Annotated in this window: 25 protein-coding genes and 2 tRNA genes; 25 read left to right on the top strand and 2 right to left on the bottom strand. The window is 35.2% G+C overall.

The window, feature by feature from the left end:
- Positions 1 to 13 precede the first annotated feature (13 nt).
- From thrC to ACP5S8_RS02250, 4 genes are all read left to right on the top strand, one after another.
- Positions 14 to 1252 (top strand): threonine synthase, encoded by a 1239-nt coding sequence (gene thrC, locus ACP5S8_RS02265; RefSeq protein ID WP_461870504.1) that lies wholly within the window; start codon positions 14 to 16, stop codon positions 1250 to 1252.
- Between the two features lie 105 nt (positions 1253 to 1357).
- The gene (locus ACP5S8_RS02260; RefSeq protein ID WP_461875527.1) at positions 1358 to 2134 is read left to right on the top strand and encodes a YihY/virulence factor BrkB family protein; all 777 of its coding nucleotides are present in this window, start codon (positions 1358 to 1360) and stop codon (positions 2132 to 2134) included.
- Between the two features lie 41 nt (positions 2135 to 2175).
- Positions 2176 to 2475 carry a flagellar biosynthesis anti-sigma factor FlgM gene (gene flgM, locus ACP5S8_RS02255; protein WP_461870502.1) on the top strand — a complete coding sequence of 100 codons (300 nt, stop codon included), beginning with the start codon at positions 2176 to 2178 and terminating at the stop codon, positions 2473 to 2475.
- 8 nt (positions 2476 to 2483) lie between these two features.
- Positions 2484 to 2556: transfer RNA gene (locus tag ACP5S8_RS02250), tRNA-Val, on the top strand.
- Between the two features lie 3 nt (positions 2557 to 2559).
- Here the strand turns inward: ACP5S8_RS02250 and ACP5S8_RS02245 are convergent.
- On the bottom strand, positions 2560 to 3987 hold the full coding sequence (locus tag ACP5S8_RS02245; protein WP_461875526.1) for a chloride channel protein: 1428 nt from the start codon (positions 3985 to 3987) through the stop codon (positions 2560 to 2562).
- Between the two features lie 37 nt (positions 3988 to 4024).
- On the opposite strand from ACP5S8_RS02245, the gene oadA reads away from it, so the two are divergent.
- The 6 genes from oadA to bamA are packed head-to-tail and all read left to right on the top strand — an operon-like array spanning position 4025 to position 12114.
- Positions 4025 to 5884: a sodium-extruding oxaloacetate decarboxylase subunit alpha gene (gene oadA / locus ACP5S8_RS02240; RefSeq protein WP_461875524.1), complete on the top strand. Its 1860-nt coding sequence runs from the start codon at positions 4025 to 4027 to the stop codon at positions 5882 to 5884.
- The gene (hisG, locus tag ACP5S8_RS02235) at positions 5877 to 6491 is read left to right on the top strand and encodes an ATP phosphoribosyltransferase (protein WP_461875523.1); all 615 of its coding nucleotides are present in this window, start codon (positions 5877 to 5879) and stop codon (positions 6489 to 6491) included. Before oadA ends, hisG begins: the two co-directional genes overlap by 8 nt.
- A gap of 9 nt (positions 6492 to 6500) precedes the next feature.
- A complete protein-coding gene (locus ACP5S8_RS02230; RefSeq protein WP_461875522.1) occupies positions 6501 to 7235 on the top strand; it encodes a motility protein A in 735 nt (244 codons plus the stop codon).
- Positions 7236 to 7240: 5 nt separating this feature from the next.
- The gene (locus tag ACP5S8_RS02225) at positions 7241 to 8056 is read left to right on the top strand and encodes an OmpA/MotB family protein (RefSeq protein WP_461875521.1); all 816 of its coding nucleotides are present in this window, start codon (positions 7241 to 7243) and stop codon (positions 8054 to 8056) included.
- A 30-nt stretch (positions 8057 to 8086) separates the two neighbouring features.
- On the top strand, positions 8087 to 9787 hold the full coding sequence (locus ACP5S8_RS02220; protein ID WP_461875520.1) for an FAD-binding protein: 1701 nt from the start codon (positions 8087 to 8089) through the stop codon (positions 9785 to 9787).
- A complete protein-coding gene (gene bamA / locus ACP5S8_RS02215) occupies positions 9787 to 12114 on the top strand; it encodes an outer membrane protein assembly factor BamA (protein WP_461875519.1) in 2328 nt (775 codons plus the stop codon). The genes ACP5S8_RS02220 and bamA overlap by 1 nt, the downstream gene beginning before the upstream one ends.
- 2 nt (positions 12115 to 12116) lie before the next feature.
- Here bamA and ACP5S8_RS02210 read toward each other — a convergent pair.
- Positions 12117 to 12190, bottom strand: a tRNA-Arg gene (locus ACP5S8_RS02210).
- A gap of 52 nt (positions 12191 to 12242) precedes the next feature.
- Here ACP5S8_RS02210 and tyrS point away from each other — a divergent pair.
- The 15 genes from tyrS to ACP5S8_RS02135 all read left to right on the top strand — a co-directional run.
- Positions 12243 to 13421, top strand: coding sequence for a tyrosine--tRNA ligase (gene tyrS / locus ACP5S8_RS02205; RefSeq protein ID WP_461875518.1), 1179 nt, complete (start codon positions 12243 to 12245; stop codon positions 13419 to 13421).
- Entirely contained in the window at positions 13418 to 14728 is a 1311-nt protein-coding gene (locus tag ACP5S8_RS02200; protein ID WP_461870493.1) for a nucleotide sugar dehydrogenase, read from the top strand. Before tyrS ends, ACP5S8_RS02200 begins: the two co-directional genes overlap by 4 nt.
- The gene (gene nusB, locus ACP5S8_RS02195; RefSeq protein WP_461875517.1) at positions 14728 to 15147 is read left to right on the top strand and encodes a transcription antitermination factor NusB; all 420 of its coding nucleotides are present in this window, start codon (positions 14728 to 14730) and stop codon (positions 15145 to 15147) included. The genes ACP5S8_RS02200 and nusB overlap by 1 nt, the downstream gene beginning before the upstream one ends.
- Positions 15140 to 15826, top strand: a complete 687-nt coding sequence (locus tag ACP5S8_RS02190; protein ID WP_461870236.1) for a uroporphyrinogen-III synthase — start codon at positions 15140 to 15142, stop codon at positions 15824 to 15826. Before nusB ends, ACP5S8_RS02190 begins: the two co-directional genes overlap by 8 nt.
- Before the next feature lie 19 nt (positions 15827 to 15845).
- Complete coding sequence (lpxC, locus tag ACP5S8_RS02185; RefSeq protein ID WP_461875516.1) at positions 15846 to 16721, top strand: UDP-3-O-acyl-N-acetylglucosamine deacetylase; 876 nt, start codon at positions 15846 to 15848, stop codon at positions 16719 to 16721.
- Between the two features lie 64 nt (positions 16722 to 16785).
- Positions 16786 to 17631 carry a DsbC family protein gene (locus tag ACP5S8_RS02180; RefSeq protein WP_461870234.1) on the top strand — a complete coding sequence of 282 codons (846 nt, stop codon included), beginning with the start codon at positions 16786 to 16788 and terminating at the stop codon, positions 17629 to 17631.
- A 29-nt stretch (positions 17632 to 17660) separates the two neighbouring features.
- A complete protein-coding gene (locus ACP5S8_RS02175; protein WP_461870233.1) occupies positions 17661 to 18800 on the top strand; it encodes an acetoin utilization protein AcuC in 1140 nt (379 codons plus the stop codon).
- A 52-nt stretch (positions 18801 to 18852) separates the two neighbouring features.
- Complete coding sequence (locus ACP5S8_RS02170) at positions 18853 to 19584, top strand: Crp/Fnr family transcriptional regulator (RefSeq protein WP_461870232.1); 732 nt, start codon at positions 18853 to 18855, stop codon at positions 19582 to 19584.
- A 23-nt stretch (positions 19585 to 19607) separates the two neighbouring features.
- Positions 19608 to 21131, top strand: coding sequence for a glutamine-hydrolyzing GMP synthase (gene guaA, locus ACP5S8_RS02165; protein ID WP_461870231.1), 1524 nt, complete (start codon positions 19608 to 19610; stop codon positions 21129 to 21131).
- A gap of 2 nt (positions 21132 to 21133) precedes the next feature.
- Positions 21134 to 21856, top strand: a complete 723-nt coding sequence (locus ACP5S8_RS02160) for a pyridoxine 5'-phosphate synthase (protein ID WP_461875515.1) — start codon at positions 21134 to 21136, stop codon at positions 21854 to 21856.
- Positions 21853 to 22293 carry a DNA polymerase ligase N-terminal domain-containing protein gene (locus ACP5S8_RS02155; protein ID WP_461875514.1) on the top strand — a complete coding sequence of 147 codons (441 nt, stop codon included), beginning with the start codon at positions 21853 to 21855 and terminating at the stop codon, positions 22291 to 22293. Before ACP5S8_RS02160 ends, ACP5S8_RS02155 begins: the two co-directional genes overlap by 4 nt.
- Before the next feature lie 40 nt (positions 22294 to 22333).
- Complete coding sequence (gene fliG, locus ACP5S8_RS02150) at positions 22334 to 23332, top strand: flagellar motor switch protein FliG (RefSeq protein ID WP_461875512.1); 999 nt, start codon at positions 22334 to 22336, stop codon at positions 23330 to 23332.
- Positions 23325 to 24074 carry a metallopeptidase gene (locus ACP5S8_RS02145; RefSeq protein WP_461870227.1) on the top strand — a complete coding sequence of 250 codons (750 nt, stop codon included), beginning with the start codon at positions 23325 to 23327 and terminating at the stop codon, positions 24072 to 24074. Before fliG ends, ACP5S8_RS02145 begins: the two co-directional genes overlap by 8 nt.
- Complete coding sequence (locus ACP5S8_RS02140) at positions 24040 to 25317, top strand: FliI/YscN family ATPase (RefSeq protein WP_461875510.1); 1278 nt, start codon at positions 24040 to 24042, stop codon at positions 25315 to 25317. The genes ACP5S8_RS02145 and ACP5S8_RS02140 overlap by 35 nt, the downstream gene beginning before the upstream one ends.
- A gap of 10 nt (positions 25318 to 25327) precedes the next feature.
- The coding region (locus ACP5S8_RS02135) for a flagellar hook assembly protein (protein ID WP_461875509.1) at positions 25328 to 25840 on the top strand (513 nt) is incomplete at its 3' end.

Raw genomic sequence — 25840 nt, 5'->3', positions numbered from 1 at the left:
AGGTTTTTAGGAAATGGCAAAACTCAAAGGACTAAAGTGTAGAGAGTGCAAGCGTGAATATCCTATAGAACCAATACACGTTTGTGAGTTTTGTTTTGGTCCTTTGGAAGTAAATTATGATTATGACTATATTAAAAGCACGATAAATAAAGAAAAAATATCTCATGGCCCTAAAAGTTTGTGGAGATATATAGACTTGCTTCCAGTGGAGAACCCTACAGTTGGTCTTACAGCTGGTTTTACTCCGTTAAAAAAAGCAGATAAGCTTGGTAAATTTCTAGGTCTCAACAACCTATATATAAAAGATGATTCAGTAAATCATCCAACCCTGTCTTTTAAGGACAGAGTTGTATCTGTAGCTTTATCCAAAGCAAAAGAATTTGGTTTTGATACAGGAGCTTGCGCATCTACCGGCAATTTGGCAAATTCTGTAGCAGCTCACTGTGCACAATCAGACCTGAATTGCTACGTTTTTATACCAGCAAATCTTGAATCTCAAAAGATCATAGGTAGCCTTGTTTTCAATCCTACGGTAGTAGCGGTAAATGGAAATTACGACGACGTTAACAGATTGTGTTCAGAGATTGCTAACGACTTAGGATGGGCTTTTGTAAATATAAACATTAGACCCTACTATGCGGAAGGCTCGAAAACGCTTGCTTTTGAAACAATAGAACAACTTGGCTGGATTGCCCCTGATGCTATAGTAGCTCCAGCTGCGAGCGGTTCACTTATAACAAAGATATACAAGGGAATAGAAGAATTTTATAAAGTAGGGCTGATAGACAAATATAACACCAGAGTATATGGGGCTCAAGCCTTAGGATGTTCGCCGATAGCCCAAGCTTTTAAAGAGGGACTTGATTTTGTAAAACCGGTAAAACCAAATACGATAGCAAAATCAATAGCTATAGGAAATCCAGCAGATGGTATTTATGCTCTTGATGTGGTAAGAAAAACTGGTGGCGTTTGGGAAACAGCAGATGATAATGAAATAATAGAGGGTATGAAGCTTTTAGCTCAAACAGAAGGGATATTTACGGAAACAGCCGGTGGTACCACTATAGCTGTATTGAAGAAACTAGCTCAACAAGGGTACTTTAAACCAGATGAGATTGTGGTAGCATACATTACCGGCAATGGTTATAAAACCATGGAAGTGTTGGAAGGAAAGTTAAACGAGACAATACACATAAATCCAACACTTAAGGAATTTAAAGAAGTGGTCCTCAAAAGGACAAAAGGAGCTTAAATATGGAAAAGGGAATGGGCGCTTTTGACCTTGTTACTACGATAGTGGTACTTGGAGTTATTGTAGCTGGTGTTATAGTTCTACTCACAGCAGCGTTTTAAGTATGTGAAAAACTTAATAAATTTTGTATTAGATTTTTTTAGATTAAAAATACTTTACCATGCCGGAGCCTTATCTTTCAGCTTCATAATGGCAATAGTACCTCTTATGCTTGGGGCTGGTTTTTTTCTACATATGTTTTTAGAAAATAAAATAGATAACTATATATATCATCTTAGCTCTGTGTTTCCAGATTTTGCCAATAAAATAATAAAAGATATATCCTATCTAGAGCAAAAGAGGTTAAAGGCCGGTATTATAGGAGCTTTGGTATCTCTATATTTCTCTACGGGATTTATAAAAGATTTAGATTACGCTATAGCGCTTATGTGGGATAAAAAAGAGGCAAAACGCATAGAGTTCATGTATTTTCTGTATTTAATGTTTTTTGTGGTGATATTTACTGGTGGTTCTGTTTATTTGTTTTATATAAGTTTAGTGTTCAAACATCTAAACTTACCTCTGGAATTTACCAAAAATCTTAGCTATTTACTGTTTTTTACAATATTTTTTTATTCTATATACAGCATTTTTATACCAATCAAAAATATTCGTAAAATTTATGTATTTGCAGTATCCATTGTAGAATCCTTAGCTTTGTTGCTTTTAAAATATGTAATAACAGTATACATATCACACTTACTCATTAAAAGTATAGTTTACGCATCGCTTTGGCTAATAATAGCTTTCTTGATATGGATAGACTGGTTAATGGCGTCTTTACTGTTGGGAGCAAGAGTCCTGTATTATATTCATAAAAGCCTTGCAAACAATTCATGTTAAAATATCTTAAATATATTCCGATATTTATATAGAGGTGTTATATGAGTAGGATAGAAGGAGATATCACTAGGAACACTGGGCTAGATACTTCTATTGCAAAGAAAGAAAAAGCGCAAAAACAAATCAGCAGCGCTGTAAATGAGGAGCTTGCAACTCAAGAAAACAACGGGCAAGCTTACAAAGTGGAATTATCGTCCGTGGCTAAAAATATAAATTCAAACTCTAACGAAAATATAAAAGATATGGCTAAGAAGATTGAAGAGATAAAAGCCAAAATTGCTAACGGTTCTTATGAGATAGATACTAACAAGATAGTAGAAGGTTTATTAAAATACTTCTAGTTAATTAAGGGCGATTAGCTCAGCTGGGAGAGCGCCATCCTCACACGGTGGAGGTCACAGGTTCGAGCCCTGTATCGCCCATGTTTAATCTTCATGCTTCGGATAGTGTAACACCCTTACATATGTTTCTGGTATGTGAAAACCTTGTTTTTCTAGCTTAAATGTGTCTATACTATAATGTATAATCATGCGCCTTACGCCAAAAGCAACGCCAGCGGCTATCATTGATGGGACCACAACTCTATAATCTCTCGTCATCTCGAAACTCATAACCACAGCGGTAATAGGAGCGCTTACCGTAGAACTTAGCATCGCTGCAATACCCACTACACCAGACGATACCATGTTAATTGGGATGTGTGGATCTATTTGTTTTGCCAAAAGCCCAATACCGCCACCTAATGTAGCGCCCATAAAAATACCAGGAGAAAACACACCACCAGAACCGCCAGAACCAAGAGAAACCCCTGTCAAGAGAAGTTTCATAAAGAATAAAAATATTAAAAACCATGCATTTTTGATGACTTGGTTTAACACATCCTGAACCGTAGCATAGCCTATACCTTGTACGTAGTAATGTCCAGTAAAATGCATAAACATAACAGCGCAAAAACCGACTATAGTCATACCTATAAAATGCCTTATGTAAGGATTTTTAGAGATTTTTATAAAAACTGCTTCAGAATAATATATCCAATATACGTACATAGCCCCTCCTATACCAACTAAGATGCCTAAGAGTATATAAAACATTATAGCTTCAAGAGGTAAGGCATGTATAGAAGGTATTATAAATTTAGTATTTTCTACTATAAAAGAAGGTTTATTGCCCCACCAAAGTCTACCAACATAGCTTGCGACTCCAGCGGATATGATAGCGGGAATTATGGTTCTTACGCTAGCTTCTGGTGATATTACCTCCAAAGCGTAAACCACACCTGCCAAAGGAGTGTTGAAAGCAGCCCCTATGCCACCGCCAGCACCAGAAGCTATAAGTGTATATATTTGCCAATATTCTAATTTAAATATTTGCCCTAGCGTGGAACCTATTACACCGCCTATTTGTACTATTGGACCTTCTCTACCCACAGACCCACCAGCACCAATTGATATTGAAGAAGCCAATATTCTCGCCCCTATTATCCTAGGCCTTAACTTACCTTTTCTATAGTAAATCGCATGTAAAACCTCTGGTGTCCCAAAACCTTTTGCCTCTATAGCGTAATTTTGAACTATGTAAACTACTACCATACCAGCCAAAGGTGGCACAAACATAACGAACCAACCAAGTGGACTTGGTAGACTATGCTTATCTGCATTGTAAAAAATATCTATCTTCTGATAGAAGAAAAGATTATGGAAAAATGCTATCATAGATCTAAAAACAATAGCGCCTATACCACCCAACAACCCTGTTAGAAATGACAATAGCAACATGTGAATGGGTACTTCGTGGTGCAATGTAATAAAATCCAAAAGATTTTCCCAATAAGTCTTTAGCTTTTCAACCATAAAAAATTATTTTACCATTTTAGTGTATAATAGTGGTATGGAGAAATTATATTTTACCGATGTTAGCCTAAGAGACGGTATCCAGAGCCTTTTGGCTACAAGAGTACGAACAGAGGATATGCTTCCTACGCTAGAAATTCTGGATAAATGTGGATTTTGGTCTTTGGAAGTGTGGGGTGGTGCTACATTCGATGTATGTCTTAGGTATCTAAAAGAAGATCCATGGGAACGTTTAAAACAATTTAAAAACATCGCAAAAAACACTAAACTTGAAATGTTATTAAGAGGTCAAAATATTGTAGGCTATAGGAATTATCCAGACGATGTTGTAGAAGCTTTTGTTAAAAAATCCTACGACAACGGAATAGAAGTTTTTAGGATTTTTGATGCTTTAAACGACGTTAGAAACATGAGAAAAGCTATAGAAACTGCCAAAAGCTTAAATGCCATAGTAAAGGGAGTGCTATCTTATACAACAAGTCCAGTCCATACTGTTGAGTATTATGTGAAAATAGCAAAAGATTTAGTAAATATGGGTATAGATATAATTTCTATAAAAGACCAAGCTGGTATACTAACTCCAAAAATGGCTTTTGATTTGGTAAAAGCTCTAAAACAAGAATTTAAACTTCCAGTCCATGTACATACGCAAACCACTGCAGAACTTGCAAATATGGCTCAGCTTAAAGCCTTAGAGGCTGGGGCTACTATGTTTGATACAGCTTTTTATAGCTTATCATCCCAGACTTCTCATCCATCTGGAGAAACTATGATATATGTTTTTAGGGAGTTTGGTTATCAAATAGATGTAGACCAAGCACTCTACGAAGAAGCTGGCAACATCTTTAGAGAGGTAAGAAAAAAGTATAAAAAATACGATACCCTACCTCCTTATCCAGATGTATCAGTATTAACACATCAAGTACCCGGGGGTATGATTAGCAACTTTATAAGCCAGCTTAGAGAGCAAAATTTAGAAGATAAATTGGAAGAAGTTTTGAAAGAGGTGGCTAGAGTGAGAGAAGACTTAGGGTATCCTCCTCTTGTGACACCAACAAGCCAAATGGTGGGGTCTCAAGCTTTTCTAAATGTAGTAAATAAAGAAAGATATAAAGTTGTCACGAAAGAAATAAAAGATTACGTAAAAGGTTTGTACGGAAAACCACCAGCTCCTATAAAACCAGAAATTATGGAACTTATATTAAAAGATGAAAAAGATAAAACATATTTTGATATAAGACCAGCCGATCTTCTTCAAAACGAATTAGAAGAGATAAGAAAAGAAGCATACACGGCTGGGGCAAGAAACGAAGAAGACGTACTTTCTTATGCTATATTGCCAGTGGTAGCTAAAGAGTTCTTTGAATGGCGAGAAAAATTTGAAAAAGGTTTGGTGCAAAAAGAAATAGAATATACATACAGCGATTGCAACGAAAACGTGCCAGTAGAATTTAATGTAGCTGTTCATGGTGAACAGTTCAATATAAAAATAGTTGGTAGAGAAGGGATGTCAAAAGATAGAAAGCTCTTCTTCATAAGAATAAACGATCAATTAGAAGAGGTAACTGTTGAACCAATTAAAGAAATAACAGTTTCTCAACAAAAATCCAGCAGTGTTGATATACCAGAAGGGACATCTGTAAAACCAAAAAGACCAAAAGCTCAAGATGTAGGCGACATATCTTCAAACATATCAGGTAAGGTTGTAGATATAAAGGTAAGCATAGGTGATAAGGTAAAAGAAGGTGATACGCTTTTAATAGTAGAAGCCATGAAAATGGAAAATGAGATAAAAAGCACAATAGATGGGCAAGTAGAGGAAATTTTGGTAGAAATAGGGGAAGTTATAAATCCAGGTGAAGTACTTATAAGATTAAAACCAGAATTTGATGCTTAAAATAGCAATACCAAAAGGAAGGCTGCTAGAAGAAGTTTCAGATTTGTTCGTTAAGAGCGCTATAATACCTTTTAAGATTGAAGAAAGTAGAAAACTAATAGTTGATATAAGTTGTTTTAGATTTTTAATAGTGAAACCTTCAGACGTAGCAACATATGTAGAGCAAGGAGCAGCAGATATAGGGGTGGTAGGGTTAGATGTGTTGAAAGAAGAACCAAAAGAAGTATATGAAATTTTAGATTTGAAGAACATAGGCAAATGTAGTATGGTAGTAGCTGGAAAACCAGAAAAAATCGAGGATTACAAGATACTTCATTTTACAAAAGTAGCTACAAAGTATGTAAATATAGCCAGGAGCTTCTTTGAAGGTAAAGACGTTTCTATAAACATTATAAAATTAAACGGTTCAGTAGAAATAGCTCCTATAATAGGACTAAGCGATTACATAGTTGACATAACTCAAACTGGGAAGACATTAAAAGAAAATGGCCTCATAGTGATGGAAAAAATATTTGATTCGTATGCAAAGATAATATGCAACAAAGCAGCTTTTAGAATAAAGAAATATGATATATTTAAAATATTGGATAAATTATCCGATATTTAGGTTTAGTATATGGATATATTCTCTATTATAGGTTTTTTGGCTTTTGGTACGCTTTTGCTAGGAGCTTTTTTAGATGGAGCTCATCTGGCAATTTTAATACAACCTCCTGCTTTTTTAATAGTAGTACCCTCTACTCTTTTGGGAGTGCTTGGTTCCGTACCAGCCGGCAAGATAGGTTATATAATAAAAGCTCTAAAGATGGTCTTTAGCGGTAGCGTAGTAAACCCAGAAAAAACCAAAGAAGAAATCATTGAGATAGCCAACAAAGCCCGTAAAGAGGGTATATTGAGTCTTGAATCCAGCATAGACGAAATAAAAGATCCTCTTATAAAACGAGGCGTTGAGCTTATGGTGCTTGGCATGGATGAAGAGACTATAGTTTCTATATTAGAAGCAGAGCTTACAAAAGAAGAGGAAGAATTAAAAATAGGGGTAGAGTATTGGAAAACTTGTTCAGAAACTTCACCTACCATGGGCCTAACCGGTGCTGTTTTTGGGTTGATGCATGCTCTCACGCAGCTAAACGATCCCAATAAACTAGCAGAGGGTATATCAACAGCCTTTGTGGCTACTGTTTATGGTATCACTAGTTCTTATCTTGTTTTTGGGCCGTGGGGCAGAAAATCAAAGGTAAAACTTGAAATGATAGTTATGGCTGGTTATATGACAATAGAGGGTATAAGGCTTATAGCAAAAGGTGAAAACCCGAGGCTTATAGAAGAAAAGCTCAATGCTTATGCGTGATAAATATGGCTAAAAAACAGAAATGTCCTGAAGAAGCTTCTGAAAAATGGGCTATACCATACGCTGATTTTTTAACGCTTCTTCTAGCTCTTTTTATTGCTTTATATGCAATAATGAGAGGCTCTAAAGCTATACCAATATATGCAGAGGCTTTTGCAAAAGCTATGGGCATGAGAATACTTCCGTTTGAGCAAACCTTACCATCACAGATACTACCACAACCGGTGCTCCCAAAGGTTCAATTAACTCAAAAAGGTCAATACATAAACATGCAGCTGAAGAAAATAGAGCAAATGCTCAAAAAACAGGGCCTAGAGGGTAAGTTTAAAGTTAAATTGGTACCTCAAGGTATAAAACTAATACTTCAAGACGCTGTGCTATTTAAGAGCGGAAGCGCTGATATAGACCCTAAGTATTATCCGTTGCTTGATTCTATATACAAAATAATTTCAAGCTTGCCAAATCCTATAGAAATAGATGGCTATACCGACAACACTCCTATACATACACCCATATTTCCTTCAAATTGGGAATTATCTACCGATAGAGCAGCTTCCGTGGCTAAGTACTTCATATCTAAAGGTTTTGATCCATCAAAGATAAAGATAGCTGGGTATGGCGAGTATCATCCGCTGGTGCCTAATACAACACCACAAAATAAAGCTATGAACAGAAGAGTTGAAATAACCATCTTAAATATTAAAGGAAGCGAACTTACCACGCTTGCACAGTATGAAAATCCAAACAACAAATGGGACCAAATAGAAAGAAATTGGGGCATCATTCCAAATAATCAAAATCCCAATAACCAATCTCAGTAAATTTTTGGTTTTTTCATATATAATATTTGTATGCTAAAGTACGATATAGTTGTAATAGGCGGTGGTGGTGCTGGTCTTATGGCTGCCATAGAAGCATCTAAAGATAAAAATATAAAAATAGCGGTTGTTTCTAAAGTTTTTCCAACAAGGTCTCATACTGGTGCCGCTCAAGGTGGTATGAACGCCAGCATAGGAGTAGCTGATCCAAACGATTCCCCAGAAAAACATGCTTTTGATACAATAAAAGGTGCCGATTTTTTGGCAGACCAACAAGCTGTCTTATTTATGTGCAAGAATGCTCCAGACGTGATATACGAGTTGGACAGGATGGGCGTCCCATTTTCAAGGACGAACGATGGCAAGATAGCTCAAAGGCCTTTCGGAGGAGCTTCTTTCCCAAGGACTGTTTATTCGGCGGATAGAACAGGCCACGTACTTCTACATACACTATTTGAACAAGCAATGTCAAAAGAAAATATAGATTTTTTTAACGAGTATTTTTTGCTTGATATAGATATAGAAAATGAGAAAATAGAGGGTGTTGAGCTTTTAAACATAAAAGATTCAAGCATATTGTATATAAAAACGAAGGTTTTAATACTAGCTGGTGGTGGGTTTGCAAGAATATATTGGCACAGAAGCACAAACGCGTCTGGCAATACCGGAGATTTGCAAGCCATAGCCCTTAGAAAGGGTATAGTTTTAAAAGATATAGAGTTTATTCAGTTTCATCCAACGGGTCTTGCCAAAACTGGTATACTGCTTTCAGAAGCTTCAAGAGGAGAAGGGGGATACCTTTTAAATGTTAAGGGCGAAAGGTTTATGGAGAAATATTCTCCTAATAAAATGGAGTTAGCTCCGAGAGATATAGTGTCAAGGTCTATAGAGCTCGAAATAAAAAGCGGTCTTGGTGTAGGAGAAGGAACATCTGCATACGTATATTTAGATTTAAGACATTTGGGAGAAGAAAAAATAAATGAACGATTGCCTCAGGTAAGACAACTAGCCATTGATTTTGAAGGTATAGACCCAGTGAAAGCTCCAATACCCATAAGACCGACAGCTCATTATTGTATGGGCGGCATAGATGTTGTTGATTTTAAAAGCTCTGAAACCAGCGTAAAGGGGCTTTTAGCTATAGGAGAGTGCGCTTGTGTATCGGTACACGGTGCAAACAGGTTAGGAGGTAATTCCCTTACTGAGCTTGTGGTATTTGGCAAATATGCCGGTGAATACGCACGTGAATATGCAAAACATTCTGACTTTTCAAATAAAAATCCTGTAATAAAATCTGAAGCTTATATAAACTCTTTGATGCAAAGAGAAGGAGATGTTAAATTGCACGAAGTAAGAAATAAGATGGGGGAGATAACGTGGTTTAACATGGGTATATTTAGAACAGAAAACTCTTTGAAAGATGCTTACGAAGAGCTAACAAAACTGTTGGACATGTGGAATTATATACCGGTATCTGACAAATCGAGAATATTTAATACAAATCTTATTGAGCTTTTAGAATTAAGAAACATGCTTGAATTATCTAGAGCGGTAGCTTTATGCGCTTTAAACAGAAGAGAATCAAGAGGTGGGCACTGGAGAGAGGATTATAAGGAAAGGGACGATGAGAATTTTTTAAAACATTCGCTAGTGCAGTATAAAAATGGCGAGCTTAACTTGAGCTATAAAGAAGTAGATACAAGTATTTATAAACCGGAGGAGAGAAAGTACTGATGAAGAAATTGTTTTTATTTATATTGCTTTTAGTATCGCTTGGCTTTTCCCAAACTATATCAAAAATAGAGGTTGTTGGAAACAAGTATATACAATCAGGTCTTATTAAAGGGTTTATGAAACTACACCCTGGTATGCAATTTTCGCAAACCATGTTGGACGAAGACATAAAAAGGTTGTATGAAACTGGATATTTCAAAAATATAGCAGTAAAAGAAATAAAAAAAGACGATCATGTCAAGCTTATATACGTTGTACAAGATTTGCCTATTATATATCGTATAGAGTTTAAAGGCAACAAAAGATTAAGCTCTAAAGATCTTGCTAAAAAGCTAGGCATAGAGACGGAGGTAGGAAAATTTGGCTTAAATCAAGCTACTAGAGGTTTAACGCCGTCTTCAAGCATAAATGAAAAGATAGAAATTATAAAACAATTCCAGCTAGGAAAAGTCCTAAGCGAAGAAGAAATTCATTTGCTTATAAACCGTATTAAAAAAGCCTATGAAGAAGCTGGGTATTCTCATGTGGGTGTAACCTATAAGATAATACCCGTTAAAGGTGCATCAAGATTGGTGTTTTATATAAAGGAAACAAAACCTACCTATGTAGGTGATATTCATTTTATAGGTAACAAGACTTTTAGCGATGGTAGACTCTTGGATCATATGAAAACGCAGCCTTTTAGTCTCTTGGCTTTTAGATGGCATCCACCCTTTAACAAACATATACTTATGGATGATATAAAAAGATTGAAAAAATTTTATGAAAATGAAGGGTTTTTTGAAGTTCAAATAGATGAACCAATTATAAAAAAACATGGAGATAGGGTAAATATAACAATAAAAATAAACGAGGGGCCAAGGTATAAGATAGGTAAAATAGTTTTCAAAGGAAACAAAATGTATTCTGAAGATGAGCTTTTAGATAAAATAATACAACATAGGGACAGCAAGAGATATTATAAAAAATCTATAATAAAGCTTATAGAAAAAAGAATATTTGATAAATACGGTAAGATAGGTTTCATCAACGAATACACCAGCGTAAAAAAGGAACCGGATTTTAAAAATAAAACTGTAAACTTAGTTTTTCATGTTTACGAAGGTGGCCCAGTATATGCTGGTAAAATCCATATACGAGGAAATTACGAAACAAGAGACTATGTTATAAGAAGAGAAATGAGGTTGCAAGAATACGACCTTATCACAAGACATGAACTAAGTAGGTCTAAAGACCGCATAATGAACTTAGGTTACTATGACAACGTACAAATAGTACCAGTGCCAAAACCAGATAACTTTGACGACATATATACAAAAATTCAAGAGAGATATACAGGTCAGTTCTCAGTTGGTCTTGGATACAATCAGGTAACAGGATTGGCCGGTTTTGCATCCATTAGGAAAGGTAATTTCCTAGGTACTGGCGATATAGCTGGCATATCTTTATCATACGGTGCAAACTACCAAAACGACTCAATAAGTTACACACATAAATGGTTGTTTAACAAGCCGATAGATGTAACTGGATCATTGTACGATACAAAAATTTATTACATAGACTATACCGTTCAAAGGGTTGGCTTTGACTTAACCTTTACCAAAGAGTTTGGTGAATATTGGTATGCAAGTTTAGGCTCAAGCATACAAAAAGTAACTTATTCTGATATATCGTCTTCAACTCCGCCGGTAATCCAATCCCAAGCAGGCACTTGGCAAGCAAGAAAATTGATATTCTCTGTTTCACATAACACCACAGACTACTATCTGTTCCCTTCAAAGGGCTCTATACAATCTTTAACATACACAATTGCTTTACCAGTGCTTGGTGGTACTGAAAAATTTCAAAAATTAGTGCTTTCAAACGCAAACTTTATAAAAGACCATATATTCTACACTGGTACAATATTCTCAGCAAGAGAGACTATTGGCTGGGCTCAAGCATACTCAAATTCGGTTGTGCCTTTGGATGATGAATTTTTTGTAGGTGGTGACTATACGATAAGAGGTTATAGCTACGGTTACGCTGGTCCTCTTGACTCAGCAGATGAACCAATAGGTGCTACAAGGGAAATTGTGTTAAACTTTGAAGCAGATTATCCGCTATATAAAAATATTTTCTACGTAGATGCATTTTACGATACAGGTAGAGGTGCTGATTCTTGGTCTGGTCTAAAACCAAGCAAATGGCTGGGAAGCTATGGTGTTGGTATAAGATTTATAACAGCTTATGCGCCAGTAAGACTTGATCTTGCTTTTAAAACAAAGCCAGTTCCAGGAGATACAGCAAGAGAAAAAATATCTTTTGTGCTTGGATCATTCTTCTGAAACGCCCTGGGCAGGAGTCGAACCCGCAACCTTGGGATCCGTAGTCCCATGCTCTATCCAGTTGAGCTACCAGGGCTAATAACATATTATAGCATATTAAAAGCCAAAAACAGGTATAATATATAACCATGGATATACAAAGGCAGTTAGAGATTATACAAAAAGGAACTGTAGAAATTATAGAGAAAGAAGAGCTTATAGAAAAGTTAAAAAAGGGTAAACCCCTTGTAGTAAAAGCAGGTTTTGACCCTACGGCGAAAGATTTGCACTTAGGGCACACGGTTTTGCTTCAAAAACTAAGAGACTTTCAAAATTTAGGCCATGAAATAATATTTTTAATAGGTGATTTTACAGCGATGATAGGAGACCCCACAGGGAGAAACGAAACAAGGCCTCCTCTTTCTAAAGAAGAGGTGTTGGAAAACGCAAAAACGTATCAAGAACAAGTTTTTAAGATTTTAGACAAAGATAAAACAAAAATTGCTTACAACAGCGAGTGGTTATCCACTATGACAACAAAAGATATAGTAAACCTCGCTTCAAAATATACAGTGGCAAGAATGCTAGAAAGAGATGATTTTCAGAAGCGCTACAAAGAAGGCTCTCCTATACACATTCATGAGTTTTTATATCCACTTTTTCAAGGATACGACTCTGTAGTATTAAAAGCAGACATAGAGATAGGAGGATCTGATCAAAAATTTAACTTGCTTGTAGGAAGAGAACTTCAAAAAGATTACGGTTTAGAAAAACAAGTATGTATTACGATGCCGCTTTTAGTAGGAACAGACGGCGTAAAGAAGATGTCAAAAAGCTATGGCAACTACATAGCCTTAAAAGATGACCCTAAAGATATGTTTGGGAAAATTATGAGCATATCTGACGAGCTTATGTACGATTATTATACTTTGCTCACCGATAAGACCCCAGATGAGATAGAGAAGATAAAAGCTATGCATCCTATGGAAGCCAAAAAACAACTTGCATACATAATTGTATCGAGATTTCATTCAGAAGAAAAAGCGAAAGAAGCAAAAGAATTTTTTGAATCAACATTTTCCCAAAAAGAGTTTCCAAAAGATGCACCAGTATTTAGCTTTTCTGATAAAGATTCTTTAAAAGCTTACGAACTTATAGTAAAGATAGGTTTTGCACCTTCAAACAACGAAGCAAGAAGAATAATATCTGGAGGAGGACTAAGAATAAACGGAGAGAAGATAACAGATCCAAACAAAGAAATAGTTGTTGAAAACGAAATAAGAGTTCAAGTAGGTAAAAAGCATTTTGCAATAATCAAGAAGGCATGATAAAAGCGGAAGATTTCCTAAACAAAAAAGAGTCAATATGCGTAGTAGGGCTTGGATATGTAGGGCTTCCATTGGCGGTAGCGTTTGCAAAACATTTTAACGTAATAGGTTTTGATATAAACCAAATAAGGATAAACGAACTAAAATTAGGTATAGACAGAACGAAGGAGACTACTTCTGAAGAACTTCTAAATAGCAACATATTTTTTACATCCAACGAAGAGCATATAAAAAAATGTAAATTTATTATCATCACGGTACCAACACCTATAGATAAGCATAAGGTACCAGACCTAAAACCTATATTTAGCGCATCTACTATAGTTGGGAGAAATTTACAAAAAGATAGCATAGTGGTGTATGAATCTACGGTATATCCAGGCTTAACGGAAGAAGAATGCGTGCCTATCTTAGAAAAAGAATCAGGACTTACGTGGAAAAAAGATTTCTTTGTGGGCTATTCACCAGAACGCATAAATCCTGGTGATAAAATACACAGGTTTGAAAATATAGTAAAAGTAGTTTCTGGAGATACCGATTATAGTCTTAATATAATATCTGAAATATACTCTAAGGTTGTAAAAGCTGGGATATTTAAGGCGAAATCCATAAAAGTTGCAGAAGCTGCTAAAGTTATAGAAAACACTCAGCGAGATATAAACATCGCACTGATGAACGAACTATCAATGATTTTCCATAAAATAGGAATAGATACAAAAGATGTATTAGAAGCTGCGGCTACCAAGTGGAATTTTCTCAAGTTTGAACCAGGTTTGGTAGGAGGGCACTGCATCAGCGTAGACCCTTACTATCTTACATTCAAGGCTCAAGAGTTAGGCCATCATCCAGAGGTAATTCTTTCTGGTAGAAGAGTAAACGACAATATACCAAACTTTGTGGTGCAAAATATTTTAAAGCTTTTAATAAAAGCAAAAAAACAAATAGAATCTTCAAAGATAATCATATTTGGGCTTTCTTTTAAAGAAAATATCCCAGACATAAGAAACTCAAAAGTAGTAGATATATACAACGAACTCAGAGAGTTTGGTATAAATACATACATATACGACCCTTACGTATATAAAGATGAGGTGTTTAAAGAATATGGTATAGAACTTTTACAAGACCCTTATGAAGAGGCACCTTACGACGCTATAGTGGTAGCGGTAAAGCATAACGCTTTTGGAGAATACGATATAAGATTTTACGAAAATATTACTAAAAGCCCAAAAATTTTGATAGATATAAAAAGCTTATACAACAAAGATATTTTCTTAAAAAACGGTTTTCTTTATTGGAGCTTATAATGAAAGAAATAAGAGCAAGAGCAAGAGAAATAGCATTTAGAAGTCTTTACGCTTGGGATATAAGCGGTGGAGAAATAGCTACCATAGCTCAAGAAATTATAAACATGAGCGAACCACCGCTTAAAAAAGATAGTCAAAAATATGCACTACTTATAACGAAAAAGTTTGAAGAAAATATAGAAAGTATAGACAAGAAAATAGCCTCTTATCTTGAAAATTGGACTCTTGATGATTTGGGTAGTATAGAAAAAGCTATTTTAAGGACAGCTTTCACAGAATTTATTTACATAAAACCTAAAAGAAACATACAAGCTATCATAGATTATGTAGAAATTGCAAACAACTATGGTAATAAAAAAACGCCTTCTTTTATAAACGGTATTCTCTCAAAACTATCAAAAGACATATACAATGTATAACTTGCTTCTCACAAGAGAAGAAGAGAAAAACTTAGAATCTAAAAAAATATTCTCTTCTTACAACATAAACACCATAAGCTTACCTATGATAGAAACAATACCGAAAGAGTTTGAATTAAAAGGCTTTGATTTTGAAAGTATAATCTTTAGCAGCAGAAAAGCTGTGGAAATATTTTTTAAAAATTTATATATTTGCAAAAATGCAAACATCAATATATATATTGTGGGAGAAAAAACGAAAGAGTTCTTCTTGGGATTTTACAACACGAAAAAATTAGTTGTTAGAGATTCAATAAAAGAGATAATACCTATAGTAAGTGGTAAAACCCTTTGGATAAGGACAGACTTTGAGCTTCCAGAAGATATAAAGAATATGGTAAAAAACAAAGATATTTTCATATTAGAAGCCTACAAAACTAAGCATAAGATTTACGATATAAGCAAGGTGTTAGAGGTTGTTAAGATAGTAAATGGAATATTTTTCGCTAGCCCTTCGGCTTTTTTAGGATTTTTAAAAAATTTGCAAAATTACAAATATATTTTAAACGAGAAAGATATATTTGCCATAGGAAACACTACAGCAGATGCTATCAAAAATGAAGGATTTAAAGTAACTTACGTTCCGCAAAAGCCAAGCGTAGAATCTATAGCAAAATACATATCATCTATTGGCACATAATTTGCTTAGATTACTTTGTATGAGAAACGAGTGTTTTTTACAAAATACAATATCTGATTCTTTTACATTAGAGGGTATAGGTATACACTCAGGCGCAATATCAAAGATAAAGTTCCATCCAGCGGAAGAAAATACAGGTATAATATTTATGAGAAACGCTTATAAAGTAAAAGCTCATGTAGAAAATGTAGTAGATACTTCAAATTCAACGTCTATAGGAAACGGTATAGTAACTTTTAGAACTATAGAACATATAATGGCAGCCCTATATTTAGCAGATATAGATAATGTAATAGTGGAGTTTGTAAATTCTGAAGAATCTCCTATTATGGACGGCAGTGCTTGTGAGTTTTTTAAGCTTTTAGAAAAATACAAAGTAGCTCAAGATGCTCCTAAATATTTTGGCTATCTTTCAAATATTGTAAGAGTTTCAGAGGGCAACAAATATATAATGGCAAAACCCCAAAAAAGTTTGTCTATTACATTTGAGGGATTTTTTGGAAATTTTCTAAAGCATCAATCCTATAATTACAACTCTTTATTAGAAAAGCCACACGTAGATAGAAAGCTTATAAGTGCTAGAACGTTTTGTCATATAGAAGACATAGAAAAGCTTAGAAAGTTAGGTCTTGGAAAAGGTGGTTCTTTGGAAAACAACATAGTCCTTACGGATACAGGTGTATTAAACCAAGGTGGACTGAGACACTCTCATGAACCCGTAAGCCATAAAGTCCTAGACTTAATAGGAGATTTGTATCTAACCGGTGTAAGATTTTCAGCGAATATATATTCTTACATGGGTGGACATAAATTAAATGTTGAATTTGTAAAAGAAGCCATAAAACATATAAAAATATCTGAACATCTGTTAGAACCGGCAAAAACAGCTTCATAAAACACTTTTTAGATAATCACATAAATTTCATGTTATACTGATATAATATTGCGCGGAGGTAATTATGAATATTAAATTTAAAAAAGCTAAATTTTTGAAGTCAAGCTTAGCAAAATACGGCATACTTGCACTTGCAGTTGCTACTACCGGCATTGGCTTAAATGCTTGCAGTAAACTTCAAGCTACAAAATGCCCGTCTAACAATACTATAGTTACAAATGTTGGGCACTTTACACCACCAGGTGCAAAAGTCCAAGTAGTAGCAGAAAAACCTTTACAACAAATAAAAGGCCTTTGTGAAGTTGTTATTAAAATAAATGGTGGGCCACCAACCGTAATATATACAGATCCAAAAGGAAACTACTTTATAGCTGGCCAGCTTCTAAATGCTATAACAAAGCAAAACCTTACACAAGAAACCATGAATCAATTCTTAAAAGTAAGCAAAAATGAAGAATCAGGGCTAAATCAGTATGTAGCTTTTAGTTATTATAAAGGAAAATCTTACTTTGGAACAAATCCGCCGCCAGCAGACAAATATATATATCTAATCACTGATCCTAAATGTCCATTTTGCCACGAGGCAGAACCTCTTATACAAAAATGGGCTGATAAAAATGGCGTAGAAGTAAGAGTAATACTTTTCCCACTACCAATACATCCAGGGGCTTTCCAATCTGCTGTAGGGCTTTGGTGCAACAAAAAAGGATGGAACAGCCTACACGCTGCTTACAATGCAAAAGCACCGTTATCTCAATGTCCAGAAGGAGAGGCTTTTATCAAAAACTCTATGCAAGAAGCTATGAAGCTTGGTGTTCAAGGTACACCTACTATTATAGGTATGGACGGCAAAATGCATCCAGGAGCTCCAAGCAGTGAAAAGCAGCTAGACCAGTGGCTAGGTAAATAAATCATTTTTATTTTTAGGCTTTTGACAGTGTGAACATTTTAATAGCTAGCGAAAAGTATAAAGAATTAAGATACCCTAAAAATCATCCACTGAGAGTGCCTAGGGTTTCCCTTATGATAAACTACCTTACGGCGCTTGGTTTTGATGTTGATTATTTGGAAGGAAGAAATGCGTCGATAGAAGAGTTGCTTATTTTCCATACAAGAGATTACATAGACGCTCTTATAGAAGCTGATAACACAATGAAAGCAACCAATTATATAAGAGAAAAATATGCTATAGGAACTATAGAAAACCCTGTATCAGCTGGGATGTGGAAAGGGTCTTTGTTGGCAACTGGCTCTAGTATTCAAGCCGTAGAATCTTATATTAAAAACTATAAAACCGAGAATGAATTTGTAGTGTTTAATCCAGCAGGTGGAATGCATCACGCTATGAAATCACGGGCAAACGGTTTTTGTTTTTTAAATGATCCAGTCATAAGCATATTGCATCTACAAAAACATGGTTTTAAGAAGATAATGTATATAGATTTAGACGCTCATCATCCAGACGGTGTTCAAGAGGCTTTTTACGACAGCGCTGATGTGTTTTTAATAAGCTTGCACCAATCTCCAGAGTATGCATTTCCTTTCCACGTTGGATATGCAGATGAATTGGGAAAAGGTGAAGGCTTTGGCTTTAACATGAACATACCTCTTCCAAAGAATATTAACGATAACGATTTCTTGTACGCTTTAGAAAAAGCTATTGAAATAGCCACAAAAAAATTTACACCAGAGGTTTTTGTAATACAAATGGGTGTTGATGCTGTAAAAGAAGATTATCTATCAAAATTTTACTTATCAAACAACATTTATGTAAAAGCAATAGATATAATAAAAAAATATACAAAGAAATTTATTTTGCTTGGAGGTGGTGGATACAATCCAATAAGTCTTGCCAGGGCATGGTCTTTGATATGGCTTCATTTAGAAGGTGTTGATGTGAAATCTATAAAAGTCACAAAAGAGGCAAAGTTGCTTTTAGAGTCTGTAGATTATGAAGATTTCGATGATATTATGGAACCACAAATATATACCAGTATACTCGATGAACCACGAGGAGGAGATGTCACCATAAAAGAATATCTTGAAAAAATATTTTCTTTGCATAAATTTAGTATATGATGGTATAATCATATGGTTATATCACTAATTTATATTATTTTTGGAGGTACATATGGAAACAATGGAAAAGCCTAAGAGCACCATAGATCAGAAAATAAAGTTTCTGAAAAGCGTTAGCATATTTGAAAATATGTCTAACGACGAAATAAAGGAAGTAGCAAGTCTTCTGAATATGAGAGAATATAGGAAAAACGAATATATATTCTTTGAAGAGGAATCTGAACCTGGGCTTTTTATATTGATGGATGGCATCGTCAAGCTCATAAAAGAAACCCAGGACGGCCGTACAATTATAGTAAGGCTCGTATTTCCAAAAGATACCTTTGGATGGATTGAGTGGGGCGGGTCAAGCATAAAGTCAAAGATAAAAACTACCTACACAGCTCAATCTATGACAGAATCATCTGTTTTATATCTCTCAAACCAAGATTTTATAAATTTAGCTATTAAATATCCAGCTTTTGCTGTAAAAGTAACTTGTGATGCTACTCACAATCTTTTGTACGCTTACGATATATTAAAATCCATAGCTTCTGGTAGAGTAGAAGAGCGCATAGCAAGAGTGCTGTTAGAACTGGCAAAGTCGGTAGGTGAGGAAAAAGAAGGTGGCAAAATATCAATAGAAATACCAATAACTCGTCAAGATATAGCAGAAATGACAGGTACCACCGTAGAAACAGCTATACGTATTATGAGCAAATGGAAAAAAGAGGGTATAATACATACGGAAAGAGGCTATATAGAGATACTTAAGAAAAGAGAACTAGAAAGGCTGATGATATAAGTTCATATTGTAAGGGTAAAACATTGGAAAGTTCCGTACTGATAGTTAGTTTTGGGTCTCAATATGTACAGCTTATAGCTAGGAAAGTAAGAGAATTAGGAGTTTATAGCGAGATAGTTTCACCAGATATAGAAATTGAAGAGATAATTGCAAAAAAGCCATGCGCTTTGATATTTTCTGGAGGCCCATACTCGGTGTACGAGGAAAATGCACCAAAGCTTGACAAGAGGGTTTATGAGCTTGGAATACCCATATTGGGAATATGCTATGGGCATCAGTTAATAGCCTATGAGTTTGGTGGAATAGTGGAAAAATCAGATAAACACGAGTATGGTAAGGCATACTTAGATTTTAAACCTAGCGATTTTTTCAAAAATATACCACAGCATACCGTGGTTTGGATGAGCCATGCGGACAAAGTATACACGTTGCCAAAGGATTTTGAGTCTATAGGCTTTTCTGATAACTCAGAAAACGCTGTTATAAAACATAAGCATCTTCCAATATACGGTGTCCAATTTCATTTGGAAGTTTATCACACCGAATACGGTAAAGAGATGTTGTCAAATTTCTTGTTTGATATAGCAAAATGCCAACCAAACTGGAATATGAAAAGCTTCAAAGAGCATAAAATAGAAGAGATAAGAGAGATAGTTGGGGATAAAAAGGTAATATGCGCTATTTCCGGTGGTGTAGATTCTGCCGTAGCTGCTGTTTTAACCCACAAAGCCATAGGTGATAGACTAACGTGTATTTTTGTAGATCATGGACTTCTTAGAAAAAACGAGTCAAAGGAAGTAATATCAAATCTTACAAAACTTGGTCTTAATATAGTAGCGCTTGATAGAAGCAATTTGTTTTTAGAAAAGCTTAAAAACGTTGAAGACCCAGAACAGAAAAGAAAAATCATAGGAAACACTTTTATAGAGATTTTTGAAGAAGAAGCCAAAAAATACAACGCAGAGTTTTTGCTTCAAGGTACGCTTTATCCAGATCTTGTTGAAAGCGCTGGTATCCATGGATCAGCAAAAATAAAGTCTCACCACAACGTTGGAGGACTTCCAGAAAAAATGAATCTAAAACTTTTGGAACCATTGAGAGAACTCTTCAAAGATGAAGTAAGAGCCTTAGGTTTAGAGCTTGGTCTTCCAAAAGATATGGTATATAGACATCCATTTCCTGGTCCAGGGCTTGCAATAAGAATAATAGGAGATGTAAAAGAAGAAGATTTAAACATACTAAGAGAAGCGGATGCTATTTTTATAGAAGAGTTGAAAAAGTGGGATTTATACGATAAGACATGGCAAGCTTTTGCTGTGCTTTTACCAATAAAATCTGTGGGGGTAATGGGAGACAACAGAACATACGAAAAGGTTTTAGCTTTAAGAGCGGTAGATAGCCAAGACGGAATGACCGCAGAACCGTCAAAGCTTCCTTATGAATTTTTAGAACATGTGATGAGGAGAATAATACAAGAAGTAAAAGGTATCAACAGGGTGATTTACGATATATCTTCAAAACCACCGGCTACAATAGAGTGGGAATAACTATGAGACTAGGCGTGAACATAGATCACGTAGCTACTATTAGAGAAGCGAGAAAAACTTTTGAACCATCTGTATTGGAAGCTGCTTTTATAGCAAAAAGAGCTGGTGCTCACCAAATCACAATGCATTTAAGAGAAGATAGAAGACACATAAAAGATGAAGATGTAAGGTTGGTGAGGACTTTGGTAGAAATTCCACTAAACCTTGAAATGGCTCCTACAGAAGAAATAAAAGCTATCGCATTAGAAGTAAAACCTCAAAGAGTTACTCTTGTGCCAGAAAAAAGACAAGAGATAACCACCGAAGGCGGATTAGACATATTGTCAAACATAGATTATTTGAAAAGCTATATAAAAGATTTTAAAGAAAATCAAATAGAGGTATCTTTTTTTATAGACCCAGACCTTGAGCAAGTAGAAGCATCGAAATTTGCAGGCGCAGATGCGATAGAACTACACACTGGAAGATTTGCAGAAAGTTTTCATAAGAGAGATTTTAGGCTTTTAGAAGAAGAGAAAGATAGATTGAGAAAAGCTGCAACCTTAGCAAGGGAGTTAGGGTTGAATGTTTACGCAGGGCACGGTATCACTTATCAAAATATACACCTTGTTTTGGATTTAAAAGAGCTTATAGAAGAGCTCAATATAGGGCATTCTATAATATCAAATGCGGTATTGTTTGGCTTGGGGGAAGCGGTCAAAAAAATGCTTGATATAATATCATGAGCGATTATTCTAAAAAGAGGGATTTTTCAAAAACACCAGAACCTCAATGGAGCGTAGTAGAAGACCACGAACCTATATTTGTAGTACAAGAGCATCATGCTTCTCATCTGCATTGGGATTTTAGGCTGGCTTTAGATGGTGTGTTAAAATCTTGGGCTATACCAAAAGAACCACCTACCCAAAAAAATATAAAAAGATTGGCAATACAAACAGAAGATCATCCCTTGGAATATGCAAACTTTGAAGGAATAATACCAGAGGGCCAATATGGGGCTGGTGTAGTAAAAATTTGGGACAAAGGTACCTTTGAGCTTTTAGAACGAACAGATAAAAAATACGATTTTATACTAAATGGCAACAAATTAAAAGGCAAGTATCATCTTATAAGATTCCCAAAAGGCGGTGATAATGCGTGGTTGTTTTTCAAATCAGATTAATATGTTGCTATATAAATAAAAATGATTTATTATAATAATTATGCCGGTAGATAAATTGACGAAGGCTCAAAAAGCTGCGGTACTTATGATGGCTTTGCCTCCGGAGGTATCTGTAGAAATCATGAAAGAATTAGATGAATCGGAGCTCCAAGAGATATTTGTAAACATGAATACTCTTCAAGGCATTACTCTTCAGGATGTAGAGGAGATAGCTAAAGAATTTTTACAAGATTATCAAGAAACAACAATAGTATCACCAGATACCGAGCAACTCTTGGAGTTTGCAAGAAAAGTTTTACCGCCAGAAAAATTTGCAAAGATATATGAATTTGTAAGTAGTTCTACCATTATAAAGAGTTTTCAAGAATTAGAAAAAGTAGATGTTAAAATTTTGGCTTCTTTATTGGCAAAAGAGCATCCTCAAACTATAGCAGTTGTGTTATCTCAATTAAGTCCAATGAGAGCAGCTGATGTGTTGCAGTATTTGCCAGAGAATATAGCTGTGGAGGTAACAAAGAGGCTTGCAACATTGGAAAACATATCTCCAGAGTTTTTAGGAGAGCTTATAGAAAACCTGGCAGAAGAGATAAGAGGTATAGGTTTGAGCGGGTTCTCTCAAAAAACAAACGGGCTTATATTAGCGGCAGAAGTGCTAAACTTGCTTGATAAAAAAATCACCGATAAGATTTTAAACAAAATAGAGCAAGAGGATAAGTATTTAGCAGAACGTATAAAAGATAAAATGTTTGTATTTGAAGATATAGCAAAACTAAGCAATAGGGACATAGTGGAGATATTAAAAGCCGTAGACAAAAATACACTTATGATTGCCTTAAAAGGAGCTTCTGATACAATAAAAGAAAAATTCTTCTCAAATATGTCTCAGAAAGCGGCCACTATAATGAAGGAAGATATGGAAGCTATGGGTCCAGTAAGAGCCTCTGATGTAGAAAAAGCTCAAAAAGAGATTATAGCCGTTATCAAGAAGTTGGCAGATGAAGGTAAGATAGATTTGACTGGCGGCGCTTCTTATGAATGATCACTTTGAGGCAATACAAAATATTACGGTTGAGATTCAAAACAAAGGACCTACGCCAAATAAAACACCAGAAACATCTTTTCACAAAGTTTTAGAGCTTATAAAAAATGAAACACAAACTAAAATACTACAATACAGAAAAACTGTAGAGCAATTAGAGCAACAAATAATATTAAAAGATCAAGAGATTAAGCATCTTTTGGAAAAACAAAAGCAAACCGAAGAAGAAATCGAGTCTATAAAAAAAGAACTAGAAAACATCGAAAGGGAGAAAAATGCTCTGATAGCCGAAAATGAACAATTAAAAGCTACCATAGAACAACTAAAGGAAAACGAAGCTAAGGAAGAAGCCTATAAAAACGCCGTTTTACAAAGTTTAGAGACTATCAAAAATACTATAATTCAAAGGGAACAACTAACCATAGAAGAGATAAGCACGTTGACATCCACTATACTAAGTAGCCTATACGCGAAATGTAGCATAGATTTAGACTCGATAATAAAAAAAATTTTGGAGGACAGCAGTATATTTAAACATTTCATCATAATAAAAGCCAACAAAACATTTATAGAAACTTTTCAAAGATACGTAAAAAATCTAAACAACTTAGAAATCAAATTTATAGAGGAAAACTTAGAAAACGGCGAATTTCAGATAGAAACAGAGGACTTTATTTTGGAAAGATTTAACAAGGATTTATTAAAAGATGTTGTTGAAAAGGCCATACAAAATATACGGTAAAATAACTAAAGTAAGCGGGGTTTATATAGAAGCTTCCAACTATAGTTCTGGTGTCGGAGATGAAGTAAAGATAGACGGCGGTTTCAGAGGCGAGATTATAGGCTTTGACAAAGAAAATGCAATTATAATGTGTTTTGACAGCAACGTTAGCGTAAAACCGGGCACTAAAGTGTTATATACCGAAGAACCAGTATCTACATATGTATCAGAAGAATTTTTAGGCAAAGTGTTAGATCCTTTCGGAAACATAATACATAGCACCAATACTAAAAGCGTAAGATCGTTAAAAAAATTACCTCTAAGTTTAGAGAACTATTCTCCTATGGAAAGAAAAAAAATATCAAAAATATTTGATTCTGGCGTAAGAACCATAAACGCGTTAACAACTATTGGTATAGGACAGAGAATTGGTGTATTTGCTGGGGCTGGTGTTGGAAAAACTACAACGCTTGGAATGATAATGAAGCATAGTTCTTCTGATGTAGTGGTGTTAGCACTTATAGGAGAGCGTGGAAGAGAAGTTAGAGAGTATGTAGAGGATATACTAGGAGAGGCTTTTGAAAAATCGGTAGTTATTGTATCCACATCAGACCAAACACCTATAATGAAAGTAAAAGGAGCTATAAGTGCTTTAGTGCATGCTAGATTCTTTGCCAGCAAAGGTTACAATGTTTTACTTGTGATGGATTCTCTGACAAGACTTGCCATGGCTCAAAGAGAAATAGGGCTATCGGTGGGAGAACCACCAACATTAAAAGGATATACGCCGTCTGTATTTCTAACAATGTCTAAAATAATAGAAGGATGTGGACTCGTTGGAGACCATGGTATCACTGGAATATTTAGCGTGCTTGTAGAAGGTGACGATACTTCACTAGACCCTGTAGCTGACAGCGCCATGAGTTTTTTGGACGGACACATACTTTTATCTCGCAAAATGGCAGATTCTGGCATCTATCCAGCTATAGACCCACTTAAAAGCATAAGCCGTATAATGCCAAGTATAGTCTCAGACGAGCACTGGAACTATGTACTTAAGTTTAAACAAATTTTATCTGAATATTATTCAATGGAGGATATTATAAAAGTAGGGCTTTATAGGAAAGGATCCAACCCCACCATAGATAAAGTTTTAGAGCATAAATCCGATATAGATAATTTTTTCATGCAAAATCCAAAAACTGGCATAAATTATAATAATAGCTTACAAGAATTAAAAGAACTTGTAAGCAAGATAAGTTAGGAGGTAAATAATGAGTACGGTAAACAGCTCAAACTTGGTAGGTGGATTAAATACGGGGCATAGCATCTCATCACCTTCTTGGCTTCCAAAAGTAAATGTTGTGCCGCCAGGTACCCATCAAAGTCTCATGAACCTTAGCGCAAGCGCTTACATGGAAATTTATACAACCGAGCTAAAGTATCAAGACCCGGCATCTTCAAGCGGCAACGATGTAACGTCTATGATAAACGCTACGGTACAGCTTCAGCAGATAGGTTACTATAGCATGGCTCAACAGCAAACTCAAGCCCTAGAGGCACTTTTATCGCAGATGACTACGTTAAATTCAATAAATATGATAGGAAAAGAATTTGTATTTGGTACAAATGGAATAGATACCACAAAAAATGTACATTACTACCTTGATGCTCCAACAAGTATGTCCAATGTAACTGTTGAAATAATGAATGGTAATACGCCTGTAAAAACAGTTACAATGAGCTTAACAGCTGGTTTAAACCCTTTAAGTCTGTCTGGATTGCAA

The sequence above is a fragment of the Hydrogenobaculum sp. genome (genome assembly GCF_049967395.1).
GTDB lineage: Bacteria > Aquificota > Aquificia > Aquificales > Aquificaceae > Hydrogenobaculum.
Note: the sequence above shows the minus strand (reverse complement) of the source record. Positions and strands in the feature narration are given on the sequence as shown.

What these genes read in the sequence shown, in the direction of transcription:
- ACP5S8_RS02190 (WP_461870236.1), top strand. Translation starts at nt 15,140, where the DNA reads ATGTATAACTTGCTTCTCACAAGAGAAGAAGAGAAAAACTTAGAATCT.
- ACP5S8_RS02155 (WP_461875514.1), top strand. Translation starts at nt 21,853, where the DNA reads ATGAGCGATTATTCTAAAAAGAGGGATTTTTCAAAAACACCAGAACCT.
- ACP5S8_RS02230 (WP_461875522.1), top strand. Translation starts at nt 6,501, where the DNA reads ATGGATATATTCTCTATTATAGGTTTTTTGGCTTTTGGTACGCTTTTG.
- oadA (WP_461875524.1), top strand. Translation starts at nt 4,025, where the DNA reads ATGGAGAAATTATATTTTACCGATGTTAGCCTAAGAGACGGTATCCAG.
- thrC (WP_461870504.1), top strand. Translation starts at nt 14, where the DNA reads ATGGCAAAACTCAAAGGACTAAAGTGTAGAGAGTGCAAGCGTGAATAT.
- ACP5S8_RS02245 (WP_461875526.1), bottom strand. Translation starts at nt 3,987, where the DNA reads ATGGTTGAAAAGCTAAAGACTTATTGGGAAAATCTTTTGGATTTTATT.
- flgM (WP_461870502.1), top strand. Translation starts at nt 2,176, where the DNA reads ATGAGTAGGATAGAAGGAGATATCACTAGGAACACTGGGCTAGATACT.
- ACP5S8_RS02180 (WP_461870234.1), top strand. Translation starts at nt 16,786, where the DNA reads ATGAATATTAAATTTAAAAAAGCTAAATTTTTGAAGTCAAGCTTAGCA.
- ACP5S8_RS02145 (WP_461870227.1), top strand. Translation starts at nt 23,325, where the DNA reads ATGAATGATCACTTTGAGGCAATACAAAATATTACGGTTGAGATTCAA.
- ACP5S8_RS02225 (WP_461875521.1), top strand. Translation starts at nt 7,241, where the DNA reads ATGGCTAAAAAACAGAAATGTCCTGAAGAAGCTTCTGAAAAATGGGCT.
- ACP5S8_RS02160 (WP_461875515.1), top strand. Translation starts at nt 21,134, where the DNA reads ATGAGACTAGGCGTGAACATAGATCACGTAGCTACTATTAGAGAAGCG.
- bamA (WP_461875519.1), top strand. Translation starts at nt 9,787, where the DNA reads ATGAAGAAATTGTTTTTATTTATATTGCTTTTAGTATCGCTTGGCTTT.
- ACP5S8_RS02220 (WP_461875520.1), top strand. Translation starts at nt 8,087, where the DNA reads ATGCTAAAGTACGATATAGTTGTAATAGGCGGTGGTGGTGCTGGTCTT.
- ACP5S8_RS02170 (WP_461870232.1), top strand. Translation starts at nt 18,853, where the DNA reads ATGGAAACAATGGAAAAGCCTAAGAGCACCATAGATCAGAAAATAAAG.
- ACP5S8_RS02140 (WP_461875510.1), top strand. Translation starts at nt 24,040, where the DNA reads ATGTTGTTGAAAAGGCCATACAAAATATACGGTAAAATAACTAAAGTA.
- ACP5S8_RS02200 (WP_461870493.1), top strand. Translation starts at nt 13,418, where the DNA reads ATGATAAAAGCGGAAGATTTCCTAAACAAAAAAGAGTCAATATGCGTA.
- fliG (WP_461875512.1), top strand. Translation starts at nt 22,334, where the DNA reads ATGCCGGTAGATAAATTGACGAAGGCTCAAAAAGCTGCGGTACTTATG.
- nusB (WP_461875517.1), top strand. Translation starts at nt 14,728, where the DNA reads ATGAAAGAAATAAGAGCAAGAGCAAGAGAAATAGCATTTAGAAGTCTT.
- tyrS (WP_461875518.1), top strand. Translation starts at nt 12,243, where the DNA reads ATGGATATACAAAGGCAGTTAGAGATTATACAAAAAGGAACTGTAGAA.
- lpxC (WP_461875516.1), top strand. Translation starts at nt 15,846, where the DNA reads ATGAGAAACGAGTGTTTTTTACAAAATACAATATCTGATTCTTTTACA.
- hisG (WP_461875523.1), top strand. Translation starts at nt 5,877, where the DNA reads ATGCTTAAAATAGCAATACCAAAAGGAAGGCTGCTAGAAGAAGTTTCA.